Source organism: Streptococcus oralis (assembly GCF_002386345.1).
Classification (GTDB): Bacteria; Bacillota; Bacilli; order Lactobacillales; family Streptococcaceae; genus Streptococcus; species Streptococcus oralis_S.
Genome location: NZ_CP023507.1, coordinates 1,474,574 through 1,489,913, shown reverse-complemented (window position 1 = coordinate 1,489,913; position 15,340 = coordinate 1,474,574). Strand labels below are relative to the sequence as shown.

At 42.1% G+C, this 15,340-nt stretch carries 17 protein-coding genes; 7 read left to right on the top strand and 10 right to left on the bottom strand.

The window, feature by feature from the left end; genetic code table 11:
- The first annotated feature begins 2 nt into the window (after nucleotides 1-2).
- Nucleotides 3-704, top strand: coding sequence for a CPBP family intramembrane glutamic endopeptidase (locus CO686_RS07385; protein ID WP_049550250.1), 702 nt, complete (start codon nucleotides 3-5; stop codon nucleotides 702-704).
- A 49-nt stretch (nucleotides 705-753) separates the two neighbouring features.
- On the opposite strand, the gene nusB is transcribed toward CO686_RS07385, so the two are convergent.
- From nusB to gatC, 8 genes are all read right to left on the bottom strand, one after another.
- Nucleotides 754-1,176 carry a transcription antitermination factor NusB gene (gene nusB / locus CO686_RS07380; protein ID WP_000203659.1) on the bottom strand — a complete coding sequence of 141 codons (423 nt, stop codon included), beginning with the start codon at nucleotides 1,174-1,176 and terminating at the stop codon, nucleotides 754-756.
- Nucleotides 1,169-1,558, bottom strand: a complete 390-nt coding sequence (locus CO686_RS07375) for an Asp23/Gls24 family envelope stress response protein (RefSeq protein ID WP_000510584.1) — start codon at nucleotides 1,556-1,558, stop codon at nucleotides 1,169-1,171. Before CO686_RS07375 ends, nusB begins: the two co-directional genes overlap by 8 nt.
- A gap of 21 nt (nucleotides 1,559-1,579) precedes the next feature.
- The gene (gene efp / locus CO686_RS07370; RefSeq protein ID WP_000568640.1) at nucleotides 1,580-2,140 is read right to left on the bottom strand and encodes an elongation factor P; all 561 of its coding nucleotides are present in this window, start codon (nucleotides 2,138-2,140) and stop codon (nucleotides 1,580-1,582) included.
- An 81-nt stretch (nucleotides 2,141-2,221) separates the two neighbouring features.
- Entirely contained in the window at nucleotides 2,222-3,349 is a 1,128-nt protein-coding gene (locus CO686_RS07365; RefSeq protein ID WP_049550251.1) for an SPFH domain-containing protein, read from the bottom strand.
- 8 nt (nucleotides 3,350-3,357) lie between these two features.
- Entirely contained in the window at nucleotides 3,358-4,314 is a 957-nt protein-coding gene (locus CO686_RS07360; protein WP_049550252.1) for a zinc-ribbon domain-containing transport protein, read from the bottom strand.
- 62 nt (nucleotides 4,315-4,376) lie between these two features.
- Complete coding sequence (gene gatB, locus CO686_RS07355) at nucleotides 4,377-5,822, bottom strand: Asp-tRNA(Asn)/Glu-tRNA(Gln) amidotransferase subunit GatB (protein ID WP_001008672.1); 1,446 nt, start codon at nucleotides 5,820-5,822, stop codon at nucleotides 4,377-4,379.
- Nucleotides 5,822-7,288 carry an Asp-tRNA(Asn)/Glu-tRNA(Gln) amidotransferase subunit GatA gene (gene gatA / locus CO686_RS07350; protein ID WP_049550253.1) on the bottom strand — a complete coding sequence of 489 codons (1,467 nt, stop codon included), beginning with the start codon at nucleotides 7,286-7,288 and terminating at the stop codon, nucleotides 5,822-5,824. The genes gatB and gatA overlap by 1 nt, the downstream gene beginning before the upstream one ends.
- Entirely contained in the window at nucleotides 7,288-7,590 is a 303-nt protein-coding gene (gene gatC / locus CO686_RS07345; protein ID WP_000705419.1) for an Asp-tRNA(Asn)/Glu-tRNA(Gln) amidotransferase subunit GatC, read from the bottom strand. Before gatC ends, gatA begins: the two co-directional genes overlap by 1 nt.
- A gap of 165 nt (nucleotides 7,591-7,755) precedes the next feature.
- Here gatC and CO686_RS07340 point away from each other — a divergent pair, with 165 nt between their 5' ends.
- The 6 genes from CO686_RS07340 (at nucleotide 7,756) to CO686_RS07315 (ending at nucleotide 12,973) form a co-directional block, all read left to right on the top strand.
- Complete coding sequence (locus CO686_RS07340; RefSeq protein ID WP_049550254.1) at nucleotides 7,756-8,448, top strand: YwaF family protein; 693 nt, start codon at nucleotides 7,756-7,758, stop codon at nucleotides 8,446-8,448.
- A 143-nt stretch (nucleotides 8,449-8,591) separates the two neighbouring features.
- The gene (locus tag CO686_RS07335; protein WP_049501115.1) at nucleotides 8,592-10,136 is read left to right on the top strand and encodes a peptide chain release factor 3; all 1,545 of its coding nucleotides are present in this window, start codon (nucleotides 8,592-8,594) and stop codon (nucleotides 10,134-10,136) included.
- A 506-nt stretch (nucleotides 10,137-10,642) separates the two neighbouring features.
- On the top strand, nucleotides 10,643-11,128 hold the full coding sequence (locus tag CO686_RS07330; RefSeq protein WP_049501116.1) for an immunity protein YezG family protein: 486 nt from the start codon (nucleotides 10,643-10,645) through the stop codon (nucleotides 11,126-11,128).
- Nucleotides 11,129-11,173: 45 nt separating this feature from the next.
- On the top strand, nucleotides 11,174-11,833 hold the full coding sequence (locus CO686_RS07325; protein WP_049501117.1) for a hypothetical protein: 660 nt from the start codon (nucleotides 11,174-11,176) through the stop codon (nucleotides 11,831-11,833).
- Between the two features lie 42 nt (nucleotides 11,834-11,875).
- Nucleotides 11,876-12,361: an immunity protein YezG family protein gene (locus CO686_RS07320; protein WP_049501118.1), complete on the top strand. Its 486-nt coding sequence runs from the start codon at nucleotides 11,876-11,878 to the stop codon at nucleotides 12,359-12,361.
- A 69-nt stretch (nucleotides 12,362-12,430) separates the two neighbouring features.
- On the top strand, nucleotides 12,431-12,973 hold the full coding sequence (locus CO686_RS07315; protein ID WP_049501119.1) for a T6SS immunity protein Tdi1 domain-containing protein: 543 nt from the start codon (nucleotides 12,431-12,433) through the stop codon (nucleotides 12,971-12,973).
- Nucleotides 12,974-13,073: 100 nt separating this feature from the next.
- Here CO686_RS07315 and CO686_RS07310 read toward each other — a convergent pair whose 3' ends face one another.
- Both CO686_RS07310 and sstT read right to left on the bottom strand, forming a co-directional pair.
- Nucleotides 13,074-14,027 carry an aromatic acid exporter family protein gene (locus tag CO686_RS07310; protein WP_049550255.1) on the bottom strand — a complete coding sequence of 318 codons (954 nt, stop codon included), beginning with the start codon at nucleotides 14,025-14,027 and terminating at the stop codon, nucleotides 13,074-13,076.
- A gap of 49 nt (nucleotides 14,028-14,076) precedes the next feature.
- Nucleotides 14,077-15,288: a serine/threonine transporter SstT gene (gene sstT / locus CO686_RS07305; RefSeq protein ID WP_096753677.1), complete on the bottom strand. Its 1,212-nt coding sequence runs from the start codon at nucleotides 15,286-15,288 to the stop codon at nucleotides 14,077-14,079.
- Between the last annotated feature and the right edge of the window lie 52 nt (nucleotides 15,289-15,340).

The window sequence follows — 15,340 nt, the reverse complement described above, 5'->3', positions numbered from 1 at the left end:
GAATGAAAAAGACAATACATTTAGGAATCTGTATGATTTTAATGTTCCTGTACATTTATTTAACTCCATTAGGGGCTATAACTCTAGCTAGGACCTTTGGTTTAGGAATGGACAGCTATATAATCTTCCTAGTTGGAGAAGTGTTACTTATTTTCTTTTTATTCGTTTTGTGGTTGAAAAAGAAGAAGATGCTCTTTATCTTCGAGAAAAAGAGTTGGCGCTGGTCTTATCTCGCTTTCTTAGTGGCTTGTTTTCTTATCTATTCTTTTTTAAATGGATTTAGAATGCAGAATATTCGATTAATTGACCATAGCTTTATTTTCCAAGACCTTCTTTCAGAACTTTACTCAAACGGAAGAGAAACGACTCTATCAAGTCTTATATTTTTAATATTTAACATTTCGATTGTACCTGTTGTTGAGGAGACAATCTATAGGGGTTATTTTATGAATACTTTCTTTCCGAAGTCGGAGTTTTATTTGGATGTGATCTTGTCTTCTTTCATCTTCGGGCTCAGTCACTTGGTTCTATCCCATCGTGATCCCATCAGTCTCATCATTTATAGTATTCTCGGTCTTCTATTTGCAGTTGCTTATCGAGTTACAGGCAGTCTTCGATTTACCATTGTTTGTCATAGTTTCTATAATGTTATTCCCTATGCTCCGTCAATCTTATTTTATATTTATTATTTGATTTTTAGATAGTAGGAAGTAAAGAAAAAAGTGTTTGATATCTATCAAACACTTTTTCTTTTTACTGTTCTTCTGTTACAAACTGGCTGAGTAGTCCGTTGATAAAACGGGCAGATTTTTGATCTGAGAAGTCCTTTGCAAGCTCGATAGCTTCGTTAACAGCAACCAACTGTGGAGTGTCAAATGAAGTGATTTCAAAGACTCCCAAGCGAAGGAGGTTTCTCTCCACGAGTGTTAAACGCTCGATGGTCCAACCTGCTTTTAAATGCTGTGTGATTTGCTTGTCTAGTTCTTCCTTTTTAGCTTGAACACCAGAAACTAGCTCTGTCAAAAAGGCTGGAAGTTGCACATCCGTATCTTCACGATCATGAGTATAGGCGAAACGACAAGCAGTTTCGACATCCGTACCGAACTCAAGACTCATGAGTGCTTGAAAAGCGCATTTACGGAGTTGGCGTCTAGATTCTAATAGTGGACTAGTCATTGAGGAAGTCCTCGTCAAATAGATCTTTCAATTCTGGTTTTGGTGTTTTATCTGGAACGATACCTGCAACGTGAATATTGATAGCAGCGAGTTCTACATCAGCCATATTACGGACGGCATCTTTGACCGCTTTCTGGATAGCAACCGCTACTTTAGGAACTTTTACTCCGTACTCTAGGTAGAGGTAGATATCAGCTGTGAGTTCTTCGTCCACGTTTTTTAGATAAACGCCACGGCCGAGTGAAAGTTTTGAGAGGGTATCAGATACTGATTTGTTTGAAAAAGAGTGAACACCCTCTACTTTTGCAGTAGCAATAGCAATGATTTTTTCAAGTACACGTGGGGCGATAACAATTTCGCCAAGTTGTTCTTCAATTCCCATAGAATGACCTCTTTCTAGAGATTAGGCACGAGAAACGTAAGTTCCTTCTGCAGTGTTGATAACGAGTTTTTGTCCTGCTTCGATGAAGTCTGGAACGTTTACGACAAGTCCAGTTTCCATCGTTGCTGGTTTACCAGAACCTGTAACCGTAGCACCTTTGATAGATGGTTGAGTTTCTGCAACTGTCAATTCAACAGTAGTAGGAACGGTGACACCAATCACTTCAGTTCCGTAGAATTGGATCTTCACATCTGAGTTTTCAAGGATGTAAAGCAATTCGTTTTCAACGTTGACTACAGGGATTTCGTATTGGTCGTAAGTTTCTGTATTCATGAAGTAGGCTGTGTCATCCATTTTGTACAAGTATTGAGCTGGGACAGTCTCGATGATAGCTTGTTCAAATTTTTCCTCTGGACGGTAGCTTGTGTCAAATGTAGAACCAGTACGGACATCACGCAATTTCATACGCATGATGGTATTTCCTTTACCTGGTTTGTGGTGGCTAGCTTCCAAAACGCGGATCAATTTTCCGTCAGCTGTTTCAAAGGTCATACCAGCCTTTAATTTACTTGCTTCAATCATGTTTTTACCTCTTTAATAAAATAATTTACTCTTTATTGTACCATAAAAGACAACATTACTCAAATATCAGAAGGAGCTTAATTAGTTGACTGGTACGATATTTCCATCTTCGTCTTTAGTAACGAGGACGTATTTTCCATCGACTTCGATGTAAAAATTCTTGCTGGCAGTTTGCCCAGTATTTTGAGCCGGTGCTTGATTTTGAACTTGTTGGCTTAGTTGACCACCGAGAGTTTGGCCAAGATTCATGCCCATAAACATGTTCATCCCATTGCCATTTCCTTCGTTGGAAGCTGCAGCAATGAGTGCTTCGTTACGCGCACGGCGTTCTTCGATTTCAATCGTGTTGTACTTCATTGCCACGAGCTCACTATCAAGCTTGCGAACGATATCAAGACTTTCTTGGTCGTAGCTGAGGTCTTCAAGCAAGATATTAGTTGCTTCAATCCCGTAGAGGCCTGTCCAAACCTTGTTGACCTCTTGTTTAGCGAGTTCGTTAAAGGTGTCTTGGTTGGCATTGAGGCTATAGATATCAACCTTGTTTTCGTTGGTATATTTGGCAATGGCAATCGCGATTTTCGGTGCGATATTTTGACGGAGCGTTCCTTGAGCTACATCTTGGAGAGTAAATGGCTGTCCGTCAGTAATTTGACGGCTAACAGAGCTCACGTAGAAGAGGACTGGATCTGCTATTTTTACATCAAACAAGCCATAGAAACGGATGTTAAGCAGTTGTTGATAACGTTCGCTGAAATATTCGACCGCATTTTGTGTGCCGAACTTATTACCTGCAATAGGTTGCATGCGGATAAAGATAATTTCTTGTTGGGTGATGACTTGTCCACCAAAAGAGAAACGGTTTTTAAAGTTTTCCCAAGTGCCTTTTAAACCACCTTTTTCAAGGAGCCAGGCGTTATCACCAGCTTGCCATTCGTGGCTACCAGCTTCGAGAACTTCACCAAGGAAGGTACCGTTGTTTACCAAAAGAGCGGTATAGCCTTGGGGAACGATAACCACACTGCCATCCGACAAGAGTCCAGTATTTTGATTGCTGTGACGAGAACGTCCATCTGGGTCTTTTGTGAGTAATTGTCCCTTGACGGCCAAGGCGTCGCCAGAGACATTATCTGGAAGGACAATGGCTTCCTTGAATTTACTATCATTAAAACTATTTAAGCCTGCTGATAAGGCTGCACGTATAAATCCCATAATTCCTCCTAATTATAAAGCTCGTCTTCATCCACAACATCATAGGTATCGAGTACCCATTGGTTTGGACTGCGTGAGAGATTGGCACCACAGTAGTCGCACTCGCTAACTGCAGAGATTTTCAATGGGGCGCCACAGTTTGGACAGTGGTCGCTCACAACTTGGTCTGGATTGACTGCTTGCGTTTGGCTACCGTGTTGACGGATAAAGTTCAATTGATACACGGTGAAGAGATCTTTTTTAGGATCTCCTTCAAGAACACGGCGAGTCTCATCGTCAATGACATAGTCTCGTAAAATTGATGATAGAATCACCACTAAGGTATCGTTTCCGTCTGGATTTTCAATAAACTCCTTGATGCGAACATTTTCGATACAAACTTTCTCTAAAACATTGGTTGTTTTAGCACGAATATGGTCTTCGAGTTGGGCACTGTGTTGGGAGTAGAGACTGGTACTTTCTAAAGCGCGGACAGAGTTCCAATTTTTCTCAGTCCAGGCAACCTGCAATTTAAGGTAGACTTCCTTAACCCAAGATGTGAAAGCTTCCGCGTCAAAGTTTGGATCTCCGTATTTCACACGACTAATGGCCAGTGTGTTGTGTTCAACTCGACGATGGAGCGTTTGAGAATCATTACTAGTGTCGGTTGAACTCGAATCTCCAGACTTATTCTGCAAGGATTTGACGATAACAACTAGTATGATTCCTCCGACTAATATGAACATAAATCCTAGATAGGGAGAGCTAGCAGAACTGTCAGAGGATGATCCATATCCAGAGCGGTAGTAGTGGTAGGATGAGCCACCAGAACGACTTCCACCTCCACCTGAGCGGCTACTACTTCTGGAGCTACTGCGGCTGCTTCCTCCACTTCTGGAATGTCCGACACCCGCATCAACGATTTGAGGCACGGATAGAAAAACAAGTAATAAACAGGTCATTAAAAGAGCGTAAAACTTTTTCATGTGTCTCCTAACTATATGATTGAAAGGGTAGTTGGTTAGACTACTGGGTGGCTACTAGAGAATTACTCACTTTCTTTCAATTTCGCCAATTCCTGTGCAAGCAGTTTAAGGGCAACTTGTGGGTTGGCTTGGCCTTTAGTTGCCTTCATAAGGAATCCTGTGAAGGCCTTGTCTGCGTTGCGTTTACCTGATTTGAAGTCGGCAACGGCAGCTTCGTTATCCGCAAAGACTTGATGGATGATTGGAATCAGAACATCTGGATCAGAGATTTGCACCAAGCCTGCTTTTTCCACGTATTCACGCGCGCCACCGCCATTTTTAGCCAGGTGGACAAAGACTTTCTTGGCAATCTTAGAAGAGATCGTGCCGTCTTCGATGATGGCAATCATTTCTACCAAGTTTTCTGGTGTTAATTCGATTTGTTCCAGTGTTTTGCCTTCAGCATTCAAGAACTGAGCAACTTCACCTTGGAGCCAGTTAGAGACTTGTTTGGCATCGCCACCGAGGGCAACAGCTTTTTCAAAGAAGTCAGAAGTGACTTTGTTTGCAGTCAACTGGCTAGCATCGTAGTCTGACAAGCCAAGGTCAGATACGTAGCGCGCACGGCGTTCTTTTGGAAACTCTGGCAATTCTGTACGCATTTCCTCAATCCACTCATCTGAGATTTCAAAGAGAGGTAGGTCTGGTTCTGGGAAGTAGCGGTAGTCTGCAGCACCTTCTTTGACACGCATGAGGATGGTTGCCTTGTTGGCTTCATCGTAACGACGTGTTTCTTGGCGGATTTGACCACCTGAGCGAAGGATTTCAGACTGGCGTTGGACTTCGTATTCAAGCCCTTTACGGACGTTAGAGAAGGAGTTGAGGTTTTTCAACTCAGTCTTGGTACCGAATTTTTCTTGACCATAAGGGCGAAGGGAGATGTTAGCATCCACACGCATCGAACCTTCTTCCATCTTAACGTCAGAAATACCAGCGTACTGGATGACTTCCTTGAGGGCAGTTAGATAAGCATAGGCTTCTTCTGGCGAGCGCATGTCAGCCTCAGATACAATCTCAATCAATGGTACCCCTTGGCGGTTGAGGTCAACATAAGAGTAACCATCTGTACCGTGGGTGTTTTTACCAGCATCTTCCTCTAGGTGAGCACGTTCGATACCGATTTTCTTAGTCGTACCGTCTTCTAGCTCCACTTCAATCCAGCCGTTGTAGCCGATTGGCTCATCAAATTGAGAAATTTGGTAGGCTTTTGGATTATCAGGATAGAAGTAGTTCTTGCGGTCAAAATGCATCTTTTTGTGGATGTCCATGTTGAGGGCAAGAGCAGCCTTGATACCAGCATCGACAACCCCTTTATTGAGAACCGGAAGTACTCCTGGGAAAGACCAGTCAATCACGTTAGTGTTGGCATTTTGGTCATTTCCAAAGTGAGCAGAAGTAGGTGAGAAGATTTTTGAATTGGTGTTGAGCTCTACGTGGACTTCAAGTCCAATGACTGTTTCAAAGTTCATTAGTTGTCACCTCCAAAAATCACGGGTTGTTGTTTGTGGTAGTCTGTTGTTGCTTCAAAGGCAGCAGCAGCTTGGTAAATGGTTTCCTCAGAGTATTTAGGACCGATCAATTGGAGACCGACTGGTAGACCTTGAGCAAATCCAGCAGGAATCGAAATTCCTGGAAGACCAGCTAAGTTGACTGGGATGGTCAAAAGGTCAGCCAAGTACATGGCAACGGGGTCATGGTTGAGGGAGTCCAAGTCATAGGCAACGCTTGGAGCAGTTGGTCCCAAAATCAAGTCGTAATCCGCAAAGACGTTTTCGAAATCTTGAATGATGAGGGTACGGACCTGACCAGCCTTCTTGTAATAGGCATCATAGTAACCTGATGAAAGGCTAAATGTTCCAAGCATGATACGGCGTTTCACCTCTTCACCGAAACCTTGGCTACGGCTGTTTACATAGATTTCATCAAGGTTGCTTGCATCTTCTGCGCGGTAGCCGTAACGGATACCGTCAAAGCGTTGCAAGTTTGATGAGGCTTCTGATGAAGCGATAATGTAGTAAACGGCAACACCGTATTTAGAGTGAGGAAGGCTGACTTCTTCGACGATAGCACCAAGTTTTTCAAAGTGTTTGGCTGCATTTAGAATGGTTTCCTTAACCTCTGGGTCAATCCCTTCACCAAGGTATTCCTTAGGCAAAGCAATTTTCATTCCTTTGATGTCTTGACCAATTTTTGAAGTAAAGTCGGCAATGCGGACAGGAGCAGAAGTAGAATCTTTGACATCTTCGCTGGCAATAGCGTTGAGCAAGAGAGCATTTTCCTTAACAGTAGGTGCAAAAGGTCCGATTTGATCTAGAGAGCTACCAAAGGCAATGAGACCGAAACGAGAAACCGTTCCGTAGGTTGGTTTGAGACCAACAATCCCGTTGAAGGCGGCAGGTTGGCGGATGGAACCACCAGTATCAGAACCGAGTGACAAGCGGACTTGCCCTGACGCTACAGCTGCAGCAGAACCACTTGATGAACCACCAGGAACCTTGCTGTGGTCCCAAGCATTTTTAGTGGCACCGTAATGAGAAGTCTCACCAGAACCACCCATGGCAAACTCGTCCATGTTGGTCTTTCCGACAACAATCATGCCCTTGGCTTTTGCATTGGCAACGGCTGTCGCATCAAAGATAGGCTCGTAGTTGTAGAGCATTTTTGAGGCTGCAGTTGTGAGGATACTGTCTGTAGAGATATTATCCTTAACTGCCAGTGGAATTCCTGAAAGGACATTGTCCGCGTCAATTCCAGCTTCATCAATAGCCTTAGCTTGAGCAAGGGCTTGTTCTTCAGCGATGGTAACAAAAGCGTTAATAGCTGTCTCGCGAGACTTGATATCTTCAAGCGTGGCTTGGGTCAATTCAGTTGCTGAAATCTCCTTAGAGACAAGGAGATTGTGCAAGTCTTCAATAGTTTTGTTATTAAAAGTCATTAGGCATCTCCTCCATCATCTAGGATAGCTGGTACCTTGATATAGTAGTTGTCTTTTTCAGGTACGTTTTTAAACAAGCGGTCACGGTCTGTTCCTTCTTCAGCCACATCAGGGCGGAGTACGGTCTTACGGTCAGCCATGGTCGTAGTAGGTGCGACACCAGTTGTGTCGACTTCGCCCAGCAACTCAACCATATCTACAATCTTAGACAGGGTGGTCGCAAAAGCAGCAGTTTCTTCTTCAGAGAATCTTAATTTTGAAAGATTGGCAACGTGCGTTACCTCTTCTTGCGTAATTTTCATCTTGCATCCTTTCGTGAAATGATGATTTTTAGTCTGTTCTATTTTACCATATTTTCCTATAAATAAGGGAGCCAAACTGAAAAGAAATAGAAATTGAAAAATCGCTTTTAATTCGCTATAATGGTTAAACTAGAGAATAGAAAAAATAAGAGTTAGGATAGAAATATGTTCCATCAATTTATCACCAGATCTCAGACGGTTCCTCCTCCCATTTCCCTCTTTTGGTATGGGATTATGATGCTTACTTTAGTGCTTTGTATTTATGGAGCGCTTGTTTATCACAAAAATCCGAAATTTGTCCGCTTGTTTAAGGGGATTCAGATCCTCCAGTTACTAGCCCTATATAGTTGGTATGTTGGCTTTGGGATTCCATTTTCTAATAGCCTTCCATTTTACCATTGCCGTTTGGCTATGTTTGCGGTGGTTTTCTTGCCTGATAAATGGCGGAGCAAGCAATATTTTGCCCTCTTAGGAGCAAGTGGAGCGATATTTGCTTTGGTTTACCCGGTTTTTGACCCCTATGATTTCCCCCATATCACCAGTTTTTCATTTTTGATTGGGCACTATGCCCTTCTAGTGAATTCCTTGATTTACTTGATGAATCACTATGACAAGACCTTGCTCAAGAAATATATGATTGTAGCCTATACCTTTATTCTCAATCTCTTTCTAGTTGGGGTTAATCAGGTGACGGGTGGAAATTATGGTTTGTTAAACAAGACACCTTTTATTCCAGATGCGCCCTTGTGGTTAAAGTATCTTCTTGTGTCCGTCATCCTCTCACTGGCTCTGGTTCTTTTTGATATCTTGTTCAAGAAACGGTGGAAAAAGAGAAATCAGGTGAAATCTGTGCTCTAGCTCGCCTTTTCATCGGATGAGCAATTGAAAAACTCCCCAAAATCCGCTATAATGGAGAGTTGAAAGGAATGGTAAAATCCAATGTAAACATCATTCTTAGCTACTGAAACAACTAAAAATAGAAAATCAAAGAAAGAGAACTTATGACTATTCAAGAAGAAATTAAGAAACGCCGTACCTTTGCCATCATCTCCCACCCGGATGCCGGGAAAACAACTATTACTGAGCAGTTGCTCTATTTTGGAGGCGAGATTCGTGAGGCTGGTACGGTTAAAGGAAAGAAAACAGGGACTTTTGCCAAGTCTGACTGGATGGATATTGAGAAACAACGTGGGATTTCGGTCACTTCATCTGTTATGCAGTTTGACTACGATGGCAAGCGCGTCAATATCCTAGACACACCAGGGCACGAGGACTTCTCAGAAGATACCTATCGTACTTTGATGGCGGTGGATGCTGCGGTCATGGTCGTGGACTCTGCCAAGGGTATCGAGGCCCAAACCAAGAAATTGTTTGAGGTTGTGAAGCACCGTGGCATTCCAGTCTTTACCTTTATGAACAAGCTGGACCGTGACGGTCGTGAGCCACTGGACCTCTTGCAAGAACTAGAAGAAGTCCTTGGCATTGCGAGTTATCCAATGAACTGGCCAATCGGGATGGGGAAAGCCTTCGAAGGATTGTATGACCTCTATAACCAACGCTTGGAGCTCTATAAAGGGGATGAACGTTTTGCCAGTCTGGAAGAAGGGGATAAGCTCTTTGGAAGCAATCCTTTCTACGCTCAGGTTAAGGACGATATCGAACTGTTGCAAGAAGCAGGAAATGAATTTTCAGAAGAAGCTATTCTTGCAGGAGAACTGACTCCGGTCTTCTTTGGTTCAGCCCTCACTAACTTTGGGGTGCAGACCTTCCTTGAGACCTTCCTTAAGTTTGCTCCAGAACCACATGGCCACAAGAAAACAGATGGCGAAATTGTGGATCCTTATGACAAGGATTTCTCAGGATTTGTCTTTAAAATCCAAGCCAACATGGACCCTCGTCACCGGGACCGTATTGCCTTTGTTCGTATCGTATCAGGTGAATTTGATCGTGGAATGAGTGTCAATCTGCCTCGTACTGGTAAGACTGCCAAACTATCTAATGTCACTCAGTTTATGGCCGAAAGTCGTGAAAATGTGACCAATGCTGTTGCAGGTGATATTATCGGGGTTTACGATACTGGTACTTATCAAGTTGGAGACACTTTGACAGTTGGAAAAAACAAGTTTGAATTTGAACCACTGCCAACCTTTACTCCTGAGATTTTCATGAAAGTTTCTGCTAAGAACGTCATGAAACAAAAATCCTTCCACAAGGGGATCGAGCAGTTGGTACAAGAGGGTGCCATTCAGCTTTATAAGAATTACCAAACAGGCGAGTATATGCTAGGCGCTGTTGGTCAACTCCAGTTTGAAGTCTTTAAGCACCGTATGGAAGGCGAGTACAATGCCGAAGTGGTCATGAGCCCAATGGGTAAAAAGACCGTTCGCTGGATCAAGCCAGAGGACCTAGACGAGCGCATGTCATCAAGCCGCAATATCTTGGCCAAAGACCGTTTTGACCAACCAGTCTTTCTCTTTGAAAATGACTTTGCCCTTCGCTGGTTTGCGAACAAGTATCCAGACGTAGAGTTGGAGGAAAAAATGTAACTCAGCACCAACAATTGGAACTAAAGTTCCTAATTGTTGGACGCTAGTCGCTATTTGGCGAACTAGCTAACTGCCTTACTAACTACGTTTGGCAAATAGAATCGATTTGCCAAACTCCGTGTCGTAGTGTAAAATCGGCTTACCTAAACGCTTCACTAGGAATAATCCACGAATATTATAGCTTCGTGGATTTTTCCGTCGTAACCACGTTTTACAAATGAAATCGATTTGTAAAACTTAGTGTCGTAGATTACGGCCATTAATTAGTATGGCATTTTGCTTAAATACGTCGTAAGAAAAGTCCGCGAATGCTTTCGATTCGTGGAGTTTTTTGTTGGAAAGGATAGAAAGTTGCTATACCTAGAGATATGATTGGTCTATTTTACTGTTTTATTGAGGCAATTTTGCCCTATTTGAGCAAATTTTATAAGAGTAAGTTGGTTTCTGTTCTTTATGGTATACTAGAGATACAGATAAAATGTGAATACACCAAACCGGAGGAACATATGGAAAAACAGATTAATGAGAAAATTATCGAAATCGTGCATCAAGCCAACGATATGATTCCAGTTGAGTGGGATGACTTGTATATTGTAACCGAGATGGACAAGACATATAGTGGTGAAGCCTATTTCTATTTTAAGTATAAAAATCACTATCATTACCATCTGGAAATGTCAGAAGATTTTGGCCTATCGATGATGGATATTCTAAGCGAAAACAAGGTTTTATTTAAAAAATCAGAAGATCTGAAAAGAGTGTTTATTGAAAATAATTTGGCAGATTGGTACATTTGTATCATCCATTTAGATGATAACAACAAGCTTTCAGTCGACTATGACTATGCTCCATGGAATAAAAGTAATTTTGGACCAACTGCTCAAATGAACTTTTTCAGATATCAATTTTTAGGATTTGAACCAAGAAACGAAAAAGAACAAGAACAGTTCAAGGCTATGGAAGCCTTCCAGCAGGAACATAATGGAAAATAGTTTGCTTGGATAAGAGGAATAAGACCAGATTAGTGAGGAAATTCAATGGTTAAATTTTCAAAAATAGATAAACAACTAAAAAAAGAATTGAAAAAAGTTCAGCGCAATGCAGCAAAAAAATTACAGTTAAAGTCTCGAGATTGGGCCTATTTCAACAAAGTGGGAGACTATTTGGTTTCGTATATGATTGATATTAAATTTCCAGATAATAAGTTTCGTCTAATTATTCGCACGGATATCAAACCATATATTTTGGATGATATTTTTTGGGAAGTTTTTGATATGGCGAGTAATTCGCAGGAACCAATGAGTCTTCGAGCTGTTGGAGCTTTCACAGTTGATTCCTTATCCTTACCAACCAAAATAAATGAAGAAGACTGGACGATGGAGGACCTTGACTTAGAAAAAGTCGAAGCTAGGGTTTTCGAGGTGCTCTCAGAAGTGCATGAAGAAGTTCTTAAACGTATCAATGGGTTCGACAGTTTTGAAGATTTTTATAACTATGCTGTTGAGAATTCATCAAATCCTGCTCGATATGATTTGATGGGGATGCTATTAATGATCCATCGCGAGAAATATCAAGAGGCACTCCAAATGGCAGAAGATTTGATCGCAAAGCGTAAATTCGGAGGTTTCCAAAATAAGAATAAATGGATCAATGAATACATTGTGGATTATTGTAAAGAAAAACTCAAGGCAGATTAGGAAGTCTTGTGTTTAAATGTATAATCCAAATCGGAGGATAAAATGGAAAAACAGATTAATGAGAAGATGACCGAGATTATATATAAAGTAAATGATATGATTCCAGTTGAGTGGGATGATCTTTATATTAATTTTGAAGTGGATAAGACGCTTAGTGGTGGCGTGATATTTTTCTTTAAATATAAAGGAGAATATCATTATTACATGGATATTCCATCTTTATATGGTATCCCTAAGACAGAATTCAGAATAGAATACATAAATCTTTTTGCTTTGGGTGAAGACATGAAGAAAATATTCAATGAGCACGGTCTCGCAGAGTGGTCTGCTTTTACAATCAAAGTGGATGAACAGAATAAAACCTCTTTGGATTTTGACTATGCACCATGGAATGAAAGTAAATTTGGACCAACGGATAGAATAGAATTTTTTGAATACAAATACCTCGGCAAGCAACCAGCTAACGAAAAAGAACTAGAACAGTTCAAGGCTATGGAAGCTTTCCAAAGAGAGCATAATCAAAAGTAGAGTAAGCTTGATTACATTTTGAAGAATACGATTTTTGAGTATTGCTGTTATCGTGAAATGGAGGATAATATGTTAGAAAACTTTGTTAAAGTGGCAGATATGCCCCAAGAAGTGATTGAAAAATACAAGGATCAAGTTCCAGCTGAGTTAGTTCAAATTTGGCAGGAAGATGGTCTAGGAACTTTTCTTGATGGTTATCTGAAGGTAATTAATCCGGATGATTATCTTGAGCTTCTCCAAGATAGCTATTTCAGAGGAGATGTCGCTTTTCCTATGTTCGCGACGGCATTTGGAGATATTATTACTTGGGAAGAGAATGCCTATGTGGGAATTGTCCAATACAATATTCAGGATTTAGATATTATGATTAAGCGTATGGATCGTTTCATAGAGTATGTTGATGATGAAGATTTCAAAGATGATTATTTTGATATCCTACTCTATAAAAAAGCTGTTGCCAAACATGGTCAATTAGCCTACGATGAGTGTTTCGGTTTCGTTCCACTTTTGGCATTAGGTGGCTTTAAAGATGTAGACCACATGGATAAGGTAAAAGTCTTGGAGCACATTTACCTCATGTACCAGCTTACAGGCGGTGTGATGGACGACTAGGAGTTGCTATTTCTTTTTTGAGAACAGTACGAGAGGAAGAACTTTCCTCCAAATGCAAAACACAAGAACCTCAGAGGAATTTTCTGAGGTTCTTTGCGTTCTAGTTTCCATATTTCTGGTAAAAATCGACCTTAACCTGGATAAAGGTTTCGGCTTCGCGTAGTAGTTGCAGGAGGGTGGCACGGGTTTCAAACTCCTCACGTGTTTTAGGGAGACTCCGGTTGCGGAAGACTTGCAGATAGCGTTCGATGTCATCAAGTAAGTCATGAGCAGGATTGGTCTGGCTTAGCTGGGCAGCAATCTTTGAAAAGAGCTGGGCCAAGATCAAACTCTCACTTGCGGCCAGATGACAGGTATTGATCTGCTGGGCCATATTTCGCAGGATACGACTTTGTCGCTGTCTCATCTCAAAGTAGTGGATGTGGTAGTCCGTCTGGTGAAAGAGATGGTCCGAGTGATCCAGGTAGACCAGTTTGAGAGCTTCATCAAGGAGCTTGTCTAATTGGTCAACGAGTTGGGCTTGATTGCGACCGTCTCCCCTAGACAGATAGTATTTAAAGCGAAGCAGGATGTCTTTTAATTTTTCTTCGACCTGAAGGTGGTAGCTTTGGATGGCTTTCTCACGAGAGGGCATATAAAGGTTGACCAATAGAGCAAAGCTTGTCCCGATGAGAAAGAGGAGTACTTCATTAAGCAAGAGATTTGGGGAAGTAGACTCCTGTACCAAGAGATGACCTACCAAGACACTGCTAGGGGTGATGCCGATTTCCCAGCCCATTTTGTAAGCAAGAGGGACATAGAGAGCCAGGTAGAGGCCCAGACTCCAGATGTGAAAGCCCGTCAGCTGAAAGGCTAGAACACCGATAGCGAGCGCTAGGAGCATGGAAAAGAGGCGGTTACGTGCTAATTTCAGCGTGCTTCTGCGCGTGTCGGAGAGGCTTAAGAGAGCTATGATTCCAGCTGAAACTGCTGATGATAAATCTAAAAAATAAGCGAGAAAACAAGCGAGACAGGTCGCTAAGACCAGTTTGGTCGTACGTTGAGTGAGGGACATGAAAATTTCCTAAACTAATAGAATCAAGTTTTTAACGAGGAGTTAGAGACTAGGGACGAAGTTTTCGGTTTGTAGCATACTCGGCAACCGCTGTAAAGAGGACATCTGTTGAAGAGTTCAGAGCTGTTTCGCAGGAGTCTTGAACGACTCCGATCACAAAACCGACTCCGACAACTTGCATAGCCAAGTCGTTGGAAATCCCAAAGAGGCTACAAGCCACAGGAATGAGGAGAAGGGATCCCCCAGCGATTCCAGAGGCACCGCAGGCAGAAATGGCAGCCACGACACTGAGCACAAATGCTGTCCCAAAGTCTACCGAGATTCCGAGTGTATTGACGGCAGCTAGAGTCAGGACATTTATGGTAACAGCAGCACCAGCCATATTGATGGTTGAACCAAGCGGGATGGAGACAGAGTAGGTGTCAGGATTCAGCCCCAAGTCTTGACAGAGTTTCATATTGACAGGGATATTTGCAGCAGAGCTACGAGTGAAAAAGGCTGTAATACCAATGACACGTAGGCATTTCAAAACAAGGGGATAGGGATTTTTCCTCATAAAGAGAAAGGCGATGAGCGGGTTGATGATGAGAGCAACAAAGGCCATAGTAGCAATCAAAAGTCCTAGGAGGATACCGTAGTTAGCCAAACTGGCAATGCCCTTGTCAGAGATGGTCTTGAAAACCAAGCCTAAAATCCCAAAGGGAGCTAGGTTGATAATCCATTCCACGATTTTAGAGGTGACATCTGCCATGGTTCTCAGTAATTCTTTACTGTGTTTACTTGCCTCTCTCATAGCCAAGCCAAAGATGACTGCCCAAGAGAGAATCCCGATATAGTTGGCTTCAACAATAGCATTCAAAGGATTATCCACCAGTTTGAGCAAGAGGTTGCTGAGGACTTGACCGATACCGTCAGGAGCAGCAACTTCTGTATTTGCACTGGTCAGGGTGATTTGCACAGGCAGTAAGAAACTAGCTAGAACGGCTACCAATGCAGCAGCAAAGGTTCCGAGCAAGTATAGGAAAATAACAGTTTTCATATTGGTGTTTTGTCCCTTTTGGTGTTGGGAAAGGGCGTTGGCAACAAGGGCAAAAACCAAAATAGGAGCGATAGCTTTCAGTCCGCCTACAAAGAGGTCTCCAAGCAGGCCAATTCCTGTAAGGTTTGGAAAGAGCATCCCTAATGTAGCTCCCGAAATCATTCCAATAAGGATTCGTTTGATGAGGCTTGCCTTGGTCCAGGCTCTAATGATTCGTTTCATAGCAGTCTCCTTCAAATGTATTGTTTATAATTATAGTATAAATATGCTATAG

Bases quoted from the DNA above. Each gene is read 5' to 3' on its own strand.
- CO686_RS07385 (WP_049550250.1), top strand. From the start codon at position 3: ATGAAAAAGACAATACATTTAGGAATCTGTATGATTTTAATGTTCCTG.
- nusB (WP_000203659.1), bottom strand. From the start codon at position 1,176: ATGACTAGTCCACTATTAGAATCTAGACGCCAACTCCGTAAATGCGCT.
- CO686_RS07375 (WP_000510584.1), bottom strand. From the start codon at position 1,558: ATGGGAATTGAAGAACAACTTGGCGAAATTGTTATCGCCCCACGTGTA.
- efp (WP_000568640.1), bottom strand. From the start codon at position 2,140: ATGATTGAAGCAAGTAAATTAAAGGCTGGTATGACCTTTGAAACAGCT.
- CO686_RS07365 (WP_049550251.1), bottom strand. From the start codon at position 3,349: ATGGGATTTATACGTGCAGCCTTATCAGCAGGCTTAAATAGTTTTAAT.
- CO686_RS07360 (WP_049550252.1), bottom strand. From the start codon at position 4,314: ATGAAAAAGTTTTACGCTCTTTTAATGACCTGTTTATTACTTGTTTTT.
- gatB (WP_001008672.1), bottom strand. From the start codon at position 5,822: ATGAACTTTGAAACAGTCATTGGACTTGAAGTCCACGTAGAGCTCAAC.
- gatA (WP_049550253.1), bottom strand. From the start codon at position 7,288: ATGACTTTTAATAACAAAACTATTGAAGACTTGCACAATCTCCTTGTC.
- gatC (WP_000705419.1), bottom strand. From the start codon at position 7,590: ATGAAAATTACGCAAGAAGAGGTAACGCACGTTGCCAATCTTTCAAAA.
- CO686_RS07340 (WP_049550254.1), top strand. From the start codon at position 7,756: ATGTTCCATCAATTTATCACCAGATCTCAGACGGTTCCTCCTCCCATT.
- CO686_RS07335 (WP_049501115.1), top strand. From the start codon at position 8,592: ATGACTATTCAAGAAGAAATTAAGAAACGCCGTACCTTTGCCATCATC.
- CO686_RS07330 (WP_049501116.1), top strand. From the start codon at position 10,643: ATGGAAAAACAGATTAATGAGAAAATTATCGAAATCGTGCATCAAGCC.
- CO686_RS07325 (WP_049501117.1), top strand. From the start codon at position 11,174: ATGGTTAAATTTTCAAAAATAGATAAACAACTAAAAAAAGAATTGAAA.
- CO686_RS07320 (WP_049501118.1), top strand. From the start codon at position 11,876: ATGGAAAAACAGATTAATGAGAAGATGACCGAGATTATATATAAAGTA.
- CO686_RS07315 (WP_049501119.1), top strand. From the start codon at position 12,431: ATGTTAGAAAACTTTGTTAAAGTGGCAGATATGCCCCAAGAAGTGATT.
- CO686_RS07310 (WP_049550255.1), bottom strand. From the start codon at position 14,027: ATGTCCCTCACTCAACGTACGACCAAACTGGTCTTAGCGACCTGTCTC.
- sstT (WP_096753677.1), bottom strand. From the start codon at position 15,288: ATGAAACGAATCATTAGAGCCTGGACCAAGGCAAGCCTCATCAAACGA.